The 16,389-nt window shown below is 54.5% G+C and carries 18 protein-coding genes and 2 riboswitches; of the genes, 7 read left to right on the top strand and 11 right to left on the bottom strand.

Translation table 11 applies throughout. The annotated features are described in order from the left end of the window. Positions 1-75 precede the first annotated feature (75 nt). A complete protein-coding gene (locus tag KNP67_RS04655; RefSeq protein WP_029594599.1) occupies positions 76-561 on the top strand; it encodes a GNAT family N-acetyltransferase in 486 nt (161 codons plus the stop codon). A gap of 9 nt (positions 562-570) precedes the next feature. Here the strand turns inward: KNP67_RS04655 and KNP67_RS04650 are convergent, their stop codons facing one another. The 5 genes from KNP67_RS04650 to mtnK are packed head-to-tail and all read right to left on the bottom strand — an operon-like array spanning position 571 to position 6,198. Further along, positions 571-1,572 carry an ABC transporter permease gene (locus tag KNP67_RS04650; protein ID WP_051627667.1) on the bottom strand — a complete coding sequence of 334 codons (1,002 nt, stop codon included), beginning with the start codon at positions 1,570-1,572 and terminating at the stop codon, positions 571-573. Position 1,573: 1 nt separating this feature from the next. After that, positions 1,574-2,947, bottom strand: coding sequence for a sugar ABC transporter ATP-binding protein (locus KNP67_RS04645; RefSeq protein ID WP_051627666.1), 1,374 nt, complete (start codon positions 2,945-2,947; stop codon positions 1,574-1,576). After that, positions 2,947-4,023 carry a sugar ABC transporter substrate-binding protein gene (locus KNP67_RS04640; RefSeq protein WP_029594596.1) on the bottom strand — a complete coding sequence of 359 codons (1,077 nt, stop codon included), beginning with the start codon at positions 4,021-4,023 and terminating at the stop codon, positions 2,947-2,949. The genes KNP67_RS04645 and KNP67_RS04640 overlap by 1 nt, the downstream gene beginning before the upstream one ends. Then, complete coding sequence (gene mtnA / locus KNP67_RS04635) at positions 4,016-5,050, bottom strand: S-methyl-5-thioribose-1-phosphate isomerase (RefSeq protein WP_029594595.1); 1,035 nt, start codon at positions 5,048-5,050, stop codon at positions 4,016-4,018. Before mtnA ends, KNP67_RS04640 begins: the two co-directional genes overlap by 8 nt. Beyond that, entirely contained in the window at positions 5,047-6,198 is a 1,152-nt protein-coding gene (gene mtnK / locus KNP67_RS04630; protein ID WP_029594594.1) for an S-methyl-5-thioribose kinase, read from the bottom strand. Before mtnK ends, mtnA begins: the two co-directional genes overlap by 4 nt. A gap of 81 nt (positions 6,199-6,279) precedes the next feature. Beyond that, positions 6,280-6,382, bottom strand: a riboswitch (SAM riboswitch). Positions 6,383-6,587: 205 nt separating this feature from the next. Beyond that, a riboswitch (SAM riboswitch) is annotated at positions 6,588-6,689 on the top strand. Between the two features lie 69 nt (positions 6,690-6,758). Here mtnK and KNP67_RS04625 point away from each other — a divergent pair. The 4 genes from KNP67_RS04625 to KNP67_RS04610 are packed head-to-tail and all read left to right on the top strand — an operon-like array spanning position 6,759 to position 9,724. After that, a complete protein-coding gene (locus KNP67_RS04625) occupies positions 6,759-7,916 on the top strand; it encodes a 2,3-diketo-5-methylthiopentyl-1-phosphate enolase (protein ID WP_029594593.1) in 1,158 nt (385 codons plus the stop codon). Beyond that, on the top strand, positions 7,913-8,563 hold the full coding sequence (locus KNP67_RS04620) for a 2-hydroxy-3-keto-5-methylthiopentenyl-1-phosphate phosphatase (protein ID WP_021066016.1): 651 nt from the start codon (positions 7,913-7,915) through the stop codon (positions 8,561-8,563). The genes KNP67_RS04625 and KNP67_RS04620 overlap by 4 nt, the downstream gene beginning before the upstream one ends. Beyond that, positions 8,560-9,177 carry a methylthioribulose 1-phosphate dehydratase gene (locus KNP67_RS04615; RefSeq protein WP_021066015.1) on the top strand — a complete coding sequence of 206 codons (618 nt, stop codon included), beginning with the start codon at positions 8,560-8,562 and terminating at the stop codon, positions 9,175-9,177. Before KNP67_RS04620 ends, KNP67_RS04615 begins: the two co-directional genes overlap by 4 nt. Positions 9,178-9,190: 13 nt before the next feature. Further along, positions 9,191-9,724, top strand: coding sequence for a cupin domain-containing protein (locus KNP67_RS04610; protein ID WP_214756064.1), 534 nt, complete (start codon positions 9,191-9,193; stop codon positions 9,722-9,724). Between the two features lie 37 nt (positions 9,725-9,761). Here KNP67_RS04610 and KNP67_RS04605 read toward each other — a convergent pair whose 3' ends face one another. After that, a complete protein-coding gene (locus KNP67_RS04605) occupies positions 9,762-10,595 on the bottom strand; it encodes a TerC family protein (protein WP_021066013.1) in 834 nt (277 codons plus the stop codon). 267 nt (positions 10,596-10,862) lie between these two features. Here KNP67_RS04605 and folE2 point away from each other — a divergent pair, with 267 nt between their 5' ends. Continuing rightward, positions 10,863-11,771, top strand: a complete 909-nt coding sequence (gene folE2 / locus KNP67_RS04600) for a GTP cyclohydrolase FolE2 (RefSeq protein ID WP_021066012.1) — start codon at positions 10,863-10,865, stop codon at positions 11,769-11,771. 36 nt (positions 11,772-11,807) lie between these two features. Here the strand turns inward: folE2 and KNP67_RS04595 are convergent, their stop codons facing one another. From KNP67_RS04595 to pta, 4 genes are all read right to left on the bottom strand, one after another. Continuing rightward, positions 11,808-11,996, bottom strand: a complete 189-nt coding sequence (locus KNP67_RS04595) for a hypothetical protein (protein ID WP_125317988.1) — start codon at positions 11,994-11,996, stop codon at positions 11,808-11,810. Next, on the bottom strand, positions 11,972-12,271 hold the full coding sequence (locus tag KNP67_RS04590; protein ID WP_021066010.1) for a rhodanese-like domain-containing protein: 300 nt from the start codon (positions 12,269-12,271) through the stop codon (positions 11,972-11,974). Before KNP67_RS04590 ends, KNP67_RS04595 begins: the two co-directional genes overlap by 25 nt. 36 nt (positions 12,272-12,307) lie before the next feature. Next, positions 12,308-13,027: a DUF2711 family protein gene (locus KNP67_RS04585; protein ID WP_029594590.1), complete on the bottom strand. Its 720-nt coding sequence runs from the start codon at positions 13,025-13,027 to the stop codon at positions 12,308-12,310. A 76-nt stretch (positions 13,028-13,103) separates the two neighbouring features. After that, positions 13,104-14,093, bottom strand: a complete 990-nt coding sequence (gene pta / locus KNP67_RS04580) for a phosphate acetyltransferase (RefSeq protein WP_029594589.1) — start codon at positions 14,091-14,093, stop codon at positions 13,104-13,106. Between the two features lie 338 nt (positions 14,094-14,431). Here pta and hemQ point away from each other — a divergent pair, with 338 nt between their 5' ends. Then, complete coding sequence (gene hemQ / locus KNP67_RS04575) at positions 14,432-15,205, top strand: hydrogen peroxide-dependent heme synthase (protein WP_021066007.1); 774 nt, start codon at positions 14,432-14,434, stop codon at positions 15,203-15,205. 239 nt (positions 15,206-15,444) lie between these two features. On the opposite strand, the gene KNP67_RS04570 is transcribed toward hemQ, so the two are convergent. Next, on the bottom strand, positions 15,445-16,380 hold the full coding sequence (locus KNP67_RS04570) for an ATP-grasp domain-containing protein (RefSeq protein WP_029594588.1): 936 nt from the start codon (positions 16,378-16,380) through the stop codon (positions 15,445-15,447). Between the last annotated feature and the right edge of the window lie 9 nt (positions 16,381-16,389).

The following is a 16,389-nucleotide window of genomic DNA, read 5'->3' as shown; positions in this document are numbered from 1 at the left end:
TCACCCCAGTTTCCAAGTTGATGGTACTATGATGAGTGTAGCACTACATCCTGCTCGTGAAACGGGGAAATTCACATGACTCATCAATTCACTGTCTTGACCCAGCCACAGGCCGAAACGATTGCCTATGCGTGGCACTATGAAGGCGATTATGCGTTCTATAACATGGAAGCTGACGAGGAAGACTTAGCCGAATTTTTAGACGCCGCACAGCGTGGACAGTCCGTGTTCGCCGTCGCGTCTGATGGTGAATTGGTCGGTTTCGTGAGCGTCGCGCAAACAGATGCCGAGACGGTCGATCTCGGCCTCGGCATGAAGCCTGATTTGACCGGGAATGGGAGCGGACGAGCGTTCGTCACATCGATTCTCGACTTCGTCAACACAACATACTCGCCTCATCGCATCACCTTGTCCGTCGCCGCCTTCAACGTACGGGCGATCCGTGTCTATGAGACGTGCGGTTTCAAACAGACCGGTTCGTTTCAACAATCGACGAACGGGAGCACGTTCGCCTTCATCCAGATGGAACGTCAAGAAAGTCCTCAGAACCAACCGTTCTGAGGACTTTTCCTATGTGAGCTGTTTCTTTTGGATGTATGACAAACCGAGCGCCGCAATCAAAATCGCCCCTTTGACGATATCTTGGGCATAATACGGCACGTCCCACATCGTCAGTCCGTTCAACAAAATCCCAATCAAGATGGCACCAATCAACGTACCGACGACGTTCGGTCGTCCGGTCCCGAAGACGGCGTAGCCGATGTAGGCGGCTGCGACGGCGTCCATCAAGAGTGGTGCGCCGGCCGATACTTGTCCGGTGCCGATGCGCGACGCCAAAATGATGCCGCCGATGGCCGCAAAGAGACCACTCAACACGTAAGCGTACAGCTTAATCCGTGTGACGGCGATGCCGGAGCGGCGGGCCGCCTCGACGTTCGAGCCGACGTAATAAAACTCACGTCCCGTCTTCGAATACGTCAAAAACAGATGGGCCCCGGCGAAGAAAAGAATCATCAAAATGGCGACGAATGGGATTGGGCCGATCGAGCCTTGGCCGATGAAGAGGAACGACGGGATGAACCGTCCGGGTGCCGTCCCTCCTTCAATCGGCATGTTGTCGTAAATCGAGAATCCTTTCGTATACGTCAATTGGACCCCGTTGATGACGTACATGATGGCGAGCGTCGCGAGCAAGTCCGGTAACCGGAACTTGATCGTCACGAGTGCGTTCAAGAGCCCGACGAGCACACCGAGCGCAATCGGGACGAGCAAAGCGACGAGCAGTTCTTGACTATGTAACACGAGGCTTGACGCCGCCCCAATTGTCGCTAGGCTCGCCGTTGAGCCGACCGATAAGTCGAACCCGCCGACGATGAGCGAGAACGTCACCCCGAGGGCGAGCAGCGAGACGATTGACACGGACTTGATGATGTCGCTGAAGTTCGCGTACGTCAAAAACTGGTCGTTCGTCACACCGAAGACGGCGATGAGTGCGAGAATCGCGAACAGTGTCCCATATTGACCGATGCCACTGAAGCGTTTCGTGCGTTGTTTTAAGACGAGTTGGGCCATGTTAGACGCCTCCTTTCTGTTGCCAACGGCCGCGGTCGAGCCAAAGCGTCCGGTTGGCGACCAATTCTAATTCATGCGGTTCGCTCGATGTGAAGATGACGGTTTTCCCGTCTTTGGCGAGGCGGGTGACGAGTTCATAAATGTCCCGTTTCGCCGTCACGTCGACGCCTTTCGTCGGTTCGTCGAGCAGATAGACGTCCCGGTCCTCGAGAAGCCATTTGCTGAGGACAACTTTTTGTTGATTCCCCCCGCTCAGCTCCCGGACCGGTTGCCCGACCTGGTCGTATTTCACTCGCAGCGAGGCCAATACGCGTGTGATTGCGTTCGCCTTCCCTTCAATCGCGAGGACGTTCCGTTCAATCGAATCGTCGAGGAAAAGCCCCTGTTTCCGGCGTTCTTCTGGTACGAGGGCAAATCCGGACCGGACCGCCTGACGCGGTTCACGAATCTTGAGCGGTTTCCCGTCCAACGTCACTTGTTGTTCGACGCCAGAGAGACCGAATAGCGCCTCAATCAACTCCGTCTTCCCGCTCCCGGTGACGCCGCCGATGCCGACGACTTCGCCTTTATACGCCGTGAACGAAAGCCTCGTCCCGAACGTCGGTAACGTGAGGTCTGCCTGAATCCGGATCTCGGTTTCAGGAACGGCTTTCTCTACCGCCTCTGCCATGTCAGATCCGCTCAAATACGTATGGATATCCCGTTCTGACAACGCCTGAAACGGCCCTTCGTAAGCGATGCGCCCATCCCGGAGGAACGTCGTCGTCGTGGTGATGCGCGACAGTTCGTCCGATCGATGGGTGATGAGAAGAATGCCGACGTCCTCTGCTGCGAGCGACTGCAGTAATGTGAGCAGTGCCGCCGCATCATCCGTCGACAAGGCGGCCGTCGGTTCGTCGAGCAAGAGGTAGGCCGCATCACTCGCGAGCGAACGGGCAATCAAGACACGTTGTTTGACACTGAGCGGGAAACGCCCGACCGGTTCGGTCACGTCAATCTCTAGCCCGACACGTTCCAAGTAGGCAGCCGCTCGCTGTTTTAGTTCGCGAGGACGAATCCGCTCGACCGCCTGCCACGGCACGACGTTCTCATAAATCGGTAAATCGAGATAGAGCGCGTCATCGACTTCTTGCGACACCGTGATGACCCCGCGGCGAATCGCCTCGGCCGGTGTGAATGTGACCGCCGTTTCGTCGAGTTCGACCGTCCCGGACGTCGGGATGATGGCGCCACTCAACAGCTTCACGAGCGTACTCTTTCCGGCCCCGTTCAATCCAAGCAATCCATGAATCTCGCCACGTCGGAGCGTGAAGCTGACATCGTCGAGCACGGTGACGTCGCCATAGCGTTTCGTGACGCGTTCGAGCCGTAACATCAGTCCGTCCCTTTCATCCAGTCCGACCAGGCCGCGTCTGATGCGCCCCAGTTCGGGACGTATTGGCCGAGGTCGTCCATCGTCACTTTCTCGTCCGGCAAGACGTCACGGTCGACGAGATATGGGTCGACCGAATGAATCGACGGCGTCTCTTCACCCGCTAATTTTTGATACGCGTAACGGACTTGGATCCGTCCGATTTCAGCCGGATCGGTCGCCGCCGTCACTTTCCACGGGCTGCCGTCCTCTTGCATGAGTTGAAGGTCTTCGTCACTCAAATCGATGCCATAGACCGAAATTTCATCGCGTCCGGCCTGTTTGATGGCACGGCTCGCCCCTTTGGCGAACTCGTCCCACATTGCGAATACGGCATCAATCTCGCCTTCCGGATACTTCTTCAAAATCGCTTCCATCTGGCTCTGTGTGTCGAGCGCCGTATTGTTCGTCGCCGAACCGAACTTGGCGACTTCCGTAATGCCTGGGTAGCGTTTCAAGAACGCATCATAAATCGTGTGGCGTCGTTCCATCGGTGTGAAGCCACCGACCCAAATCGTGACGATTTTGCCTTCGCCGTCCAAATCTTCAGCGAGTGCCTTGAGCGAACGCCAGGCGAGCGAATAGTCGTCCTGGTCGATGACCGTCACCCCGTCGTTCGTCAAATCGTTGTCGAACGCGACGACTTTGATGCCTTTGTCGAGTGCGCGTTGGACTGGTTCTTTCAATGCATCGGCGCGGCCATGGTCAATCAAGATGACATCGACGCCTTGCGTCGTCGCCGTGTCGACATAGCTCGCCATCTTCGATAGGTCGTTGTCGGCGTTGTACACTTTCACGTTGCCGCCGAACGATTCGACTTGTTCCGTCACCCCGTTGATATACTGCGACGAGAACGTCCCGATCGACATCTGCATGATCAGGGCGACATCGATCTCTTTCGGCAACGTCCCGTTCGAGACCGAGACGGGTTTCGTCTCCGGCGTCTTCTCGGCCGGCTTCGATGGGGCCGCTTGCTCGTTCGTGCAACCGACGAGCGCCAAGACGAATGTGAATAACAAAATCAATAGTTTTTTAGACATGAATCGTTCCCCCTACATGATATGTGATGGCGGTCTCTGTCGGCTCGAACACACCCGCCTCGGTGATGAGTCCGGTGATGAGGTCGGGCGTGGTGACGTCGAACGCCGGATTGAAGACGGTGATGCCGACGGGTGCCGTCGGTTGACCGCCGATATGTGTCACTTCTGACGGGTTCCGCTCCTCGATCTCAATCGTGTCGTCCGCCGTCAAATCGAACGTCGAATGCGGCGCCGCGACATAGAACGGAATGCCGTAATGTTTGGCGAGGACGGCGAGTTGCAACGTGCCGATTTTATTGGCGACGTGCCCCGTCCGTGTGATGCGGTCGGCTCCGACGATGATGGCGTCGACTCGTTTCGACTGAATCGTCCAAGCCGCCATATTGTCCGTGATGAGCGTCACGTCGATATCGGCCCGATCGAGCTCCCAGACAGTGAGGCGTGCCCCTTGCAGGAGCGGTCGCGTCTCACAGGCGAAGACGTTGAAGGATACACCTCGTTCTTTTCCGACGTAAAACGGTGCGAGCGCCGTACCGTAACGCGATGTCGCGATGGCACCGGCGTTGCAAATCGTTAACACGTTCCCCCCGGCCGGCAACACCGTCAGTGCATGCTCGCCGATGGCCCGGTACGTATCGACGTCCCGGTCGTACAAAGCGATGGCGCGGCGTTTGATTTCCTCGGCAATCGCCTCAAAATCATCCCCGACATTTAAATCAAGGAGCGATTCAATCACGTTTTGCAGATTGACCGCTGTCGGCCGGGTCGCAATCAAGCGGCGTCCGACGAGGTCGAGCCGACGCGTGAAGTCCGGGTCATCGACTAACCGTCCCGCTTCTTTGGCGAGGACGAACGCCCCGAAGTAAGCGATGGCCGGTGCGCCGCGGACTTGGAGCGTCTCGATGGCATGTTCGGCCTGTTCAAGCGTCTCGATTGTCACGTAACGCTCTTCATGCGGCAACAACGTCTGGTCCAATACGATGAGTTCGTCTGTCTGTGAATGGAAACGGATGTTTTGGACCGTCATACGCGCACCCCCGACAGGAGTGTCACCAAGTCGTCAATCGATTCGACGCTGTGGCGTTCTTTAATGAGCGCTGTCCCGAGGGCGAGCGCGTCACGTTTTCGTTCGAGCCGCGTCGCTTCCGGCAATGTCTCGAGATCGGCGACACCGGCCAGTCCGACGGCACGGCGAATGAGTTCGCAACCGGCGTAGCCAATCGTGTCGCTGAAGACCGTCCGCAACAACTCGTCGACGAAACCATCCGTATTGAATGGCTCGACGGCGCGCTCAAAATTAGCCCGAAACGTCTTCTCGAACGTCTCCCACACCGTCAAGACGTCCGTGAAACGCTCGAAGCGTTTGAGCGGGTCATGGAACGTCGACAGCGTCAAATGGGCGATGATTTGGCCGAGGTCGAAGCCGAACGGTCCGTAAAATGCGAACTCTGGATCGATGATTTTCGTCTCTTGTTGAGTCGCGAAGATGCTGCCCGTATGTAAGTCTCCATGCAGGAGTGCCTCATGTTTCGTGACAAACCCGACTTTCAATTTCGTCACCTCGACCTTGAGCGCCTGGTCTTGCCAAAGGCGTTCGACATCTGCTCGCAGCGCCGTCTCGATGTTGTTCGACTCCGCGTCTTTGAACGGATCGGTGAAGATGAGCTTCTCGGTGATGTCACACAGTTCCGGGTTGTAATAGTCACGTTCAATCCGCTTCTTCGCGATCGGTCCAGCTGCGTAATCCGACGTCGCAAACAGCGTCTCGCCCAAAAATTCACCGACATGACGGGCGAGTTCCGGGTAGCTCTCCCCGTTCAAATAGCCGGTGCGGACAATCTCATAATCAGATAGATCTTCTATAATCGTGTAAGCGAGTGTCCGGTCGCTGCCAAGGACAGCCGGGACGAACCGAGGCGCGACAGTCGCAAACTCACGGAGTGCCAACTGTTCAATCCATGCCCGCTCGAGCGTGAGCGGCCAGCTCTCACCGACGACTTTGGCGTATGGGAGCGCTTGTTTGACGATCAGGCGCTGTTCGCCTTGGCGAATCCGAAACACGAGATTCAAGTTGCCGTCCCCGATCTCCTCGCACTCGGCGATTCCTTCTTGCAAGTATCCTAATTGACGGACGTGCTCGACGACGGTCTGTTCTGTAAATGGTTGATATGACATGATGTTTTCCCCTTCCTGTACGTTGCCCACAAAAAAAGCCCCTTTCTCCGCGAGAAAGAGGCACAGCCAAAATGGTTGTTCCTCTCATCTGTCAGACATTCGTCTGGTGGATGTAGCACCGTGCCTAGTGGTCGGTTGCTGCGGCGTCATCGGGCCAATTCCCTCTGCCAACTCGCGATAAGAGTGTGTTATTCGATTCGGTGAACTTATGTGATGAATATTACGGACTCGACGTCACGATTGTCAACGTCATTTTCTCGACGCAACTCCGTCTTTTTTTGTGCATATATGGAAACAACTTCCCAAAATATTTTTTTTGGAAAAAAAGGAATTGACGACATGATGATTCTGTGCAAAAATTCAATTAAATTTCACAACTTCAAATCACATTCTTATCAAGAGCAGACGGAGGGACGAGCCCGATGATGTCGCAGCAACCGACCAGAGATGGCACGGTGCTAATTCTTGCAGCGAAAGCTGAGAGATAAGAGTTCATTTTTTATGATGACCTCTTGCCTCGGCATGGGGTCATTTTTTGTTTGCCTGGAAGGAGGAACCATATGAGTATCACTGCCACATATGAAATCAAACGAACGGACGCGGTCGCGACCGTCGCCGACAAAATCGCCCTCGAGCTGACGGTCGGTACTTGGACGGAGCTGCCTCACTTAGAGCAAGAGCAGTTACAGGCGTATCGCGGTGAGGTCGTGTCGACCATACATACGGATACGACGAGCCGCTTCACAATCCGCTACCCGTTACATAATGTCAGCCCTGACTTTTCATCCATCTTGACGACGACGTTCGGGAAACTGTCCCTCGACGATTCGATTCGGTTAATCGATTTGACGTTGCCCGAGACGCTCGCCCCTCATTTCAAAGGCGCCAAGTTCGGGGTCACTGGAATTCGCGAGTTACTCGGTGTTCATGATCGCCCGCTCGTCATGAGCATCTTCAAAGGTGTCATCGGCCGTGACCTCGCGTTTCTCGAGCAGCAACTCCGCGATCAGTTCGCCGGAGGCATCGATATCGTCAAAGACGACGAGATTTTATACGACAACCCGCTCACCCCATCGCTCGAACGGGCCCGGATCGGAGCGGACGTCATTCAAGCCCACTTCGAGGCGACCGGGAAACGTGTCCTCTACGCCATCACGCTGAGCGGCCCCGTGTTCGGTCTACGTGACCAGGCGCTCCGTCTCATCGAGGCAGGTGCGACAGCGCTCCTGTTCAACGTCTATACGTACGGTCTCGACGCACTGCGCGAACTTGCGAACGATTCAGACATACGCGTCCCCATCTTGGCACATCCGGCCTTTGCCGGCGCCTTGACCGGATCAATCAGTCATTCGCTCTTACTCGGTAAACTCCCACGCCTCGCCGGGGCCGATTTAACGCTCTTCCCGTCTCCGTACGGCTCCCTCGCGACACCGCGTGACGAGGCGTTCACGATTCGTGACCAGAGCGCCGAACCGCATTGGTCGAAACCGATTTTACCGGTCCCGTCAGCCGGGATTCATCCAGGACTCGTCGCCGATATCATTCGTGATTTCGGGACGGATGTCGTCATCAACGCCGGCGGTGGCATTCACGGACACCCGGACGGCGCAGCCGCCGGGGCTCGTGCTTTCCGACAAGCGATCGCTCACGTTCTCGGCCAAACCGAAGGACAGACGGACGAGCTCGATACCGCGTTGAAGGCGTGGGCGTCACGATGACGGTCCATATCCTCTGCGACTTCGACGGGACGATCACGGCGGAAGACAATATTATCGCGTTGATGAAGGCGTTCGCCCCGCCGGCTTGGGTCGAGTTGAAAGATGCGGTCCTCGAGCAACGGATTTCGATTCGCTCCGGTGTCGGTCAACTGTTTCAACTATTGCCGAGCGCAGATGCCCCGGCCTACCGTGATTATTTGTTGGAGCGCATCACGCTCCGCCAAGGGTTCCCGGCATTTTTAGAAGAAGTTCGGGCCCATGGCTGGAAGTTTGACGTCGTCAGCGGCGGGATGGACTTCTTCGTGCAGCCGGTCTTGGACGGGCATGTCGCCCCCGAGCATATCTACTGCAACGTCGCCGACTTCTCCGCTGAGACGGTAACCGTCGCTTGGCCACACGCTTGCGATGAACAATGTACGAACGATTGCGGCTGTTGCAAGCCGACGCTCGCTCGTCGCATCGTCAATCCCGCCGACCGCTTGATCGTCATCGGCGACTCAGTGACCGACTTCGAGGTCGCGAAGCGTGCCGACTTCGTCTACGCACGAGGTCAACTCATCACGCTCTGCGAAGCGGCAGGCATCCGTTACGCACCGTTCGAGACGTTTGACGACATCACCCATCACTTGAAGGAGGTGGTCGTATGAGCCTTGCGACACGTTGGCTTGAACTCGCCGACATTAAAGACGAACTCGCCGCCCGCGACTGGTTCCCCGGAACGAGTGGGAATTTGGCGATTCGCGTTTCCGACGATCCGCTCGAATTTCTCGTCACGGCGAGCGGACGCGATAAACGAAAACGAACACCGGAAGACTTTGTTCACGTCGATGCGGCCGGACGCTTGATCGGCGAACAGACAGGAAAACCATCCGCCGAGACGCTGCTCCACGTTGAAGTGTTCAATCGGACGGACGCGACGTGTTCGCTCCATGTCCATACGGTCGACAATAACGTCATCTCCGAGCTCCATGCTGCCACCGGCGAAGTCGTCTTCACCGGCCAAGAGATCATCAAGGCGCTCGGCTACTGGGACGAGGACGCGGTCGTTCGCGTGCCAATCATCGAGAACCATGCGGACATCCCGACGCTCGCGGCCGCCTTCGCCCCTCACATCCACGCAAGCGCCGGTGCCGTTCTCATCCGCAATCATGGTATCACCGTCTGGGGCGAGACCCCGGACGCGGCCAAACGCTATTTAGAGGCTTACGAATTTTTGTTCAGCTATACATTAAAACTACGCGCCCTAGGCGTCCATTCATAAGGAGGAACCAACCATGGCAACTGTCTATTTCCAACAAACCGAAGAGCGTTACGTCAATCAAACTGAAGTGAGTGCCTTTTTAGAGTCTCGCGGGATTCTGTACGAACAGTGGGACATCACAAAGCTCCCGGAAAACCTGCAAGAGAACTATCAGTTGACGGACGAGGACAAACAAGCGATTTTGTCGACGTTCCGTGACGAGATTCGCGACGTGTCGGAGCGACGTGGCTATGAGACGGCAGACGTCATCTCGTTGTCGGATGCGACGCCGAACTTGGACGAACTGCTCGTCAACTTCCAAAAGGAACATCACCACACAGATGACGAGGTCCGCTTCATCGTCGGCGGCCATGGCATCTTCGCCATCGATGACGCCGAACGTGGCTATTTCAACATCGAGCTCAACCCAGGCGACCTCATCTCGGTGCCGGTGAACACACGCCACTACTTCACGCTCCAAGACGACCGCAAAGTCGTCGCCGTCCGGATTTTCGTGACGACCGAAGGCTGGGTGCCGATTTACGAGAAGCAAGACGTGACAGCATGAAAAATGGTCTCTCGCCCAAAGGTGAGAGACCATTTTTTTAATGTTTGGCAGCGGCTGTCGGTTTTGAAGAGAACCAACCCCATACCGCGATACCGACCATGACCGACCAGAAGAACACGGTCCACGCCGTCGAGTGGACGAATCCGTCCGGAAGACCCATGAATTCGAACGGTGTGCCGGCAATCAATTTCTTGAAGCCAGGGTGTTCAAGCACGAGCACCGTCAACTTCACACCGACCCAGCCGACGATGATGAAAGCAGCTGTTTCGAGTGATGGGCGTTGATGCAACAGTTTGACGAAAATTCGAGCAGCGAAACGCATCAAGATGACCCCGATGAGTCCACCTGTCAAGACGACGAAGAACTGACCAGAGTCGATCCCACCGATTTCACCGAGACCGAGTGGCGGCAAGCTGACCGCGAGCGCGACCGCTGCGAGAATCGAATCGACCGCGAAGGCGATGTCGGCAAACTCGACTTTAGCAACCGTCCACCAGAATTCTTTCTTCGTGACCGGCTTCTCTGTGACAGCCGTCTCTTCTTTCGCCTCAGCAGCGAGATCTTGTTTCGGCTCTAGCTTGCGGGCCTTATAGGTCATATACAGATGTCGTGCACTCATTCCGATCAAGTAAAGCGCACCGAGCGCCTGGACTTGCCAGACGTTGATCAAGAATGAGATTAGGAACAATGCGATGAAGCGGAAAACGAACGCTCCAAGCAAGCCGTAAAATAGTGCCTTCTTCTGTTCCGTCCGCGGCAAGTGCTTGACCATAACCGCCAAGACGAGTGCGTTGTCTGCAGAAAGTAGCCCTTCTAGACCGACGAGTACGACAATGATCCAGGCGTACTGCAGGATTAACTGCCAATCCATTAAAACATCCCCTTTTTCTGTTGTGTTCCTTCATATTTAACAGTGATCTATTTTTTAAATTCACAGGAACATTTTATTCCCGATTTAACACGAAATCAATCTTCTTTTCTTCAATTGCTGAAGTTTTTTTATTTGTGAGGACATGCAAAGCACGTTCAAAGCATGTTCAGAGAGCAAAATGGTACCCGGTCGATGTACATTTCGTGATAAAATCCTAACAAGAACGAGTGGCAGTCATTTGCCCTCTCAAAAAAGGAGAATCCGATTATGTCTACAAGCCATGTCGCTTTACCTACTAAAGCAGAACGACATAAATTATTCGGTTCGGTCCCGCCCATCAAAGGCACGAAACCAACTGAAAAAGATAAAATGGTCGATCTACAAAACACACCAAAAAACTTCTTGTTCGCGCTTGACAGCGTCGGCATCTCAAACGTCAAACACCCAGTCAACATCGAGACGCCAGACGGCATCCAAGCGACGGTCGCCACGTTCGAGTTGACGACTTCGCTCGTCCAAGACCGTAAAGGCATCAACATGTCACGTCTGACAGAACAGCTCGACGCGTACCACACGCAAGGCTGGACGTTATCGAACCGCTCGCTCATCGAGTTCGCGCAAGAACTCGCCGAGCGCATGGAACAGACGGAAGGTCAATTGACGGTCCGTTACCCATGGTTCTTTAGCCGTAAAGCCCCGGCCACAGGTCTCAGCGGTCTCATGAATGCGGACGTCATGCACAACGTGACATATAACTTAGAGACTGGTATGGCGAGCGTGACGGTCGGTCTCGTCATCAACGTGACGACGCTCTGCCCATGCTCGAAAGAAATCAGCGAATACAGCGCCCACAACCAACGCGGCTACATCACGATCGAAGCCGGTCTCGATGAAGCATCGCTCGACGGTTTCGACTGGCGTCTCGCATTGCTCGAGGCGGCCGAGTCGAACGCATCGGCCCCGCTTCACCCTGTCTTGAAACGTCCGGATGAGAAGCGTGCCACGGAAATCGCCTACGAAAACCCACGTTTCGTTGAAGACATGGTCCGCTTGATCGCGGCTGACTTGTACGAAATGAAACAAGTCGTCAATTTCTTCGTCGAATGCCGCAACGAAGAGTCGATTCACCAACACGATGCGATTGCTTCAATCACATTCGATAAGCGCGATAACTAAAAACGAGTGAAGCCTGTGCGGGCTTCACTCGTTTTTTTATAGACTTTGGACGAGCCGAATCGTCAACATCATGACGATGACGATGAGCCAGACAGCCCAGACGAGCCGCCACTTGTCCCCATCGACTCGTTTGACGAACGTATAGACGGTCAAATAGAGTGCGATTAACAGCGGGATGACGACCCATGGATTGTCGAGCATCACGCCTCGATATCGCCGTCCCATGCGAGCATGCCGCCTTCGACGTTGACGACCTTATAGCCTTCCGACTCCAAATAGTCGCATGCCGTCACACTGCGGCCGCCTGAGCGGCAGATGACGTGATAAACGTTATCTTTCGCGAGCTTGTCCGTGACGCCAGGAAATTCAGACAGCGGATAGAGCGGCACGTGCGGGATATGGCCCGCGTCGTACTCGTCTTGTTCGCGCACGTCAATGATATGGAGCGTTTCGCCGTTCTCAAGCTTTTCACGTAATTCAGTTGCATGGATGTTTTGCATGGTAGTTCCCCCTTAATAGTGTTGTCCCCTACTAGTTTACCTCAGTTTTCGATCAAGCAAACTCCAATTGATTGTCGTGTTTTCATCACAATAGAAGCCTTCGAGTTCGCACCGCTCGACCACCTGCTCGACCCAAGCTCGGCTGCCACAAATCAACGTGAAATGGCTATCCCAAGGCGGTACGATGAGCCAATCATGTTGATGTCCGAAGAACGTCCGATGCCGCATCCCCCACGTATCGGAGGTTAGCGTCTCCCGAATGTTGATGAGATGCCGTTCCGTGCAGAACTCGTCTCCGCTCCACATCCACTCTTCTCCCATCCCAAGAAGTGCTCGTAACACCTGATTCTCTAAAAGATTCGACAGCTCCCCTTCGCCTGGTGGAAGTACGTTCTCGCGATTGCAAAATTCGATGATTCGATTCGCACCTTCTTGATCTTCGGCGTGCGGTTTCAGCGCCGCAATCATCGTCCGGAGTGCGTGATCGATGCGTTTGATGTCATCGAAATCAAGTCGGCGGCGCATATCTGCCCATGTTATGGCCCGAAATTGCTGTTCGACCTCGTTTTTATCCAACTCGACATAACGGTCAACCGCGGTCGGGTCGTCTTGCGGGACCAGAAACGGATGAAACACGACGAATACTGTTTCGAACACCCCTTTGTAATACGTTTTAATTGGATAATCATCCCCGCCACCGAACATGGCGTACCGATGCCCTTCCGGCAATGTGATGATGCCTTCCTCTTCATCCATTTCCTCGCCCCCTTTTCCAATAGTTTACAATGTGACCACAAAAAAAGCATCCTCCGCTCAGGAAGGATGCTGCGACTTACGCTTCGTTGCGCTCGTCGATGGCTTGTGCCGCTGTGATGAGCGTCAATTTATAGACGTCCTCTTCGTTACAGCCACGCGACAAGTCGTTGACCGGCTTGTTGAGACCTTGAAGGATTGGTCCGATCGCTTCGAATCCGCCGAAACGTTGAACCATCTTGTAGCCAATGTTTCCGGCTTCGAGGCTTGGGAAGACGAAGACGTTCGCATTTCCGGCTACTTCAGAGCCTGGTGCTTTCTTCGCCGCCACGCTCGGTACGAACGCCGCATCGAATTGAAGTTCGCCGTCGATTGGAAGGTTTGGCGCCTTCTCTTTGGCGAGACGTGTCGCTTCGATGACTTTTTCTGTCTCTGGCGACTTCGCTGATCCTTTTGTCGAGAAGCTGAGGAGCGCGACTTGCGGCTCGATGCCGAACGTCTTCGCTGTCAACGCTGACAAGTAGGCGTTCTCGGCGAGGTCAGCCGCATCCGGTGCGATGTTGATGGCGCAGTCCGAGAAGACGTACTGCTCGTCGTCACGTACCATGATGAAGACGCCTGACGTCTTTTTGATGCCTGTTTGCATCTTGATGATTTGAAGGGCCGGACGGACCGTATCGGCAGTCGCATGCATCGCACCTGAGACGAGACCTTCTGCTTTTCCTGTGTGGACGAGCATCGTACCGAAGTAGTTCACGTCTGACGACAACAATTCACGTGCCTGTTCCGGTGTCGCTTTACCTTTGCGGCGCTCAACGAACGATTCGACGAGTGTATCGATGTCTTCGTACGTCGCTGGGTCGTATTGCGTCAAACCTGAGATGTCAAAGCCGTGCTTCGAAGCGACCGCTTCGAGTTCAGCTTTTGGTCCGATGACGATCGGTTCAACCATGCCATCATTTTTCAAACGGACAGCGGCACCGAGGACGCGCTCATCGATCCCTTCTGGGAAGACGATGGTCGGGCGAATCGGGCTGACTTTTTGTTTCAACGTGTCAAATAGTTTCATAGTGAATGAACTCCTTTTCGATTAGAAGAAATCGGATTTTTTCTCTCTCGGACGCTCTCGTCCATATGCGAGTTTTATTATACACAGTACGATTTTTAAAATAAACTATTCTGCCCATTTCGTCATAAATCGCTTGAAATCAATCATTATATGAATAGAACAGTTTACCGTTTCCGACTGATACAGCCCATTGTGAAGCCGTTTTCAAAAATCTTGCTCCCTATCTCTTTACCCCGCCCGGAGTGTGACTATCCTCACGGCGGCGTCAAATTTGCCAGACGGTCAAACGTGTATGGTAAAATAGTCAGCGAAGCCTAGTCTCGAAAGGAGTTTTTTTAATGTCAGAACGTCCAGCACCGACAACCGAAACGCAACACGCAGCCGCCACGTTAGACGGTTGGTATACGCTCCATGATTTCCGCTCCATCGATTGGACTCGTTTAAAAGCAGTCGACCCAACCGCCCGTCAAGAGATGATTGACGAGTTCGTCGCCTTCCTCGGCTCACTCGAAGAGGTCGAGACACGCGGTGAAGGAAGCCATGCCTTTTACTCGATCCTTGGTCAAAAGGCGGACGTCGTCTTGATGGTCCTTCGTCCGACGTTCAAAGAGCTCGAGCAAGTCGAACTCGCTCTTCGGAAGACGAAATTGTACGATTACATGATTCCAAGCTATTCATACGTGTCTGTCATCGAACTCGGCATGTACCGAGGTTCTGGAGACGGTGACCCGTACGAGAACCCTCACATTCGGGCCCGCCTCTATCCGACACTCCCGAAAGCGGCCCACATCTGCTTCTACCCGATGAGCAAGGCTCGTCGCGACGGGGACAACTGGTACACGTTGTCGATGGATGAGCGCAAAGACCTCATGTATCGCCACAGCATGATCGGCCGCAGCTACGCCGGCAAGATTCAACAGTTCATCGGCGGTTCGACCGGTTTTGACGGTTGGGAGTGGGGCGTCACCTTGTTTGCGGAAGACTCGCTCCAATTCAAAAAGATCGTCTATGAGATGCGTTTTGATGAAGTCAGTGCCAAATATGGCGAGTTCGGCGACTTTTATGTCGGGAACATCCTTCCAAAAGAAGAACTCGGCACATTCCTCGGGTAATCGAGGTTTACGCTATCATGCCCTCGGGAATCATTGTTGTAGAAGCAACATAACAATGATCAATGAGGTGAACAACGATGCGCGTGTTCAAGGAATCAGATCGAGACACTGCGAAACGTTTAGATTCGTTCATCGAACGAATGGCACCGACAGCAGAACTAGTCCAACTTCGATTTGAACAACAATTACAACATACACAGCGAAAGGGTCAGGCAAAAGCCTGACCCTTTCTTCTGTCTTTATTTCGTCGTGACCGCCAAGGCGTCCCCAAGGAACGTCGCAAGTTCGAGCATACCGTACTGCCCCGCTTTCGCTTCGGCGTCAGAATTATAGTTCGTGTTCGTGTTGACGTCATACGCGTAGACGTTCCCGTCCGCGTCTTCGATGATTTCAATCCCGGCGACCGCAATCTCGTTCTTCTGGAGGAACGTTTCCAACTGTCCGATGATTGGGTCATTGAATCCTTCGACGATTTCAAACTTCGCCGGTGGTGTCTCGCCGACCGGGCAAAACTGGTCTTCAATCGAGCAGGCGTCGGCCGGACAGAGTTCGAAACCGTCTGACGTATCGACACGCACCGCGTAAACGAATTTACCACCGATGAACTCACAGCGTGTGATGTACGGTTTGGGCGCCTCGATATATTGTTGGATGAGCGTTATCCCGTCAATCGATTCCTCGAACGTCGGACCCTCGACGTATGCCTTCAACGCATCGATCGAATGGAACAGTTGAACACCGAGTCCTTTGCCGGCTCGGTTATGTTTCGTGATGAACGGCGTCATCCCGAGCTTCTCGGCCGCCTCGATGATTTGCTTCTTCCCGACGGCTGCCACTGTCTTCGGTACACGAATGCCTTCTCGTTGAAGCGCCGTATACTGATTGACCTTGCTCACTTCGAGCCGAATCGCCCGCGTCCCGTTGAAGACGGTCCGTCCGTTCGCTTCGAGCCATGCGAGCACCCCTTCCGTCAGTTCCGGCGCGTAGCGGTGACCCCGCGTATGCGACGACGCGCTCATCCGGTTGTAAAACACACCTTCCGGCGGTTCGCTCGCCAAGTCGATCGTCCCTTGATCGAGGTGCCACAGTTCATACGGCAATGATAATTCTTCGAGTCGTCGGACGAGATGGTTCGTCCATTCGTTGTTTTCATGGAGCACGTGAATTTTAGTCATGTGAATCCC

It is taken from the genome of Exiguobacterium sp. s157 (genome assembly GCF_018618205.1).
GTDB classification, from domain to species: domain Bacteria; phylum Bacillota; class Bacilli; order Exiguobacteriales; family Exiguobacteriaceae; genus Exiguobacterium; species Exiguobacterium chiriqhucha.
This window is presented reverse-complemented; position numbering and strand designations above follow the sequence as displayed.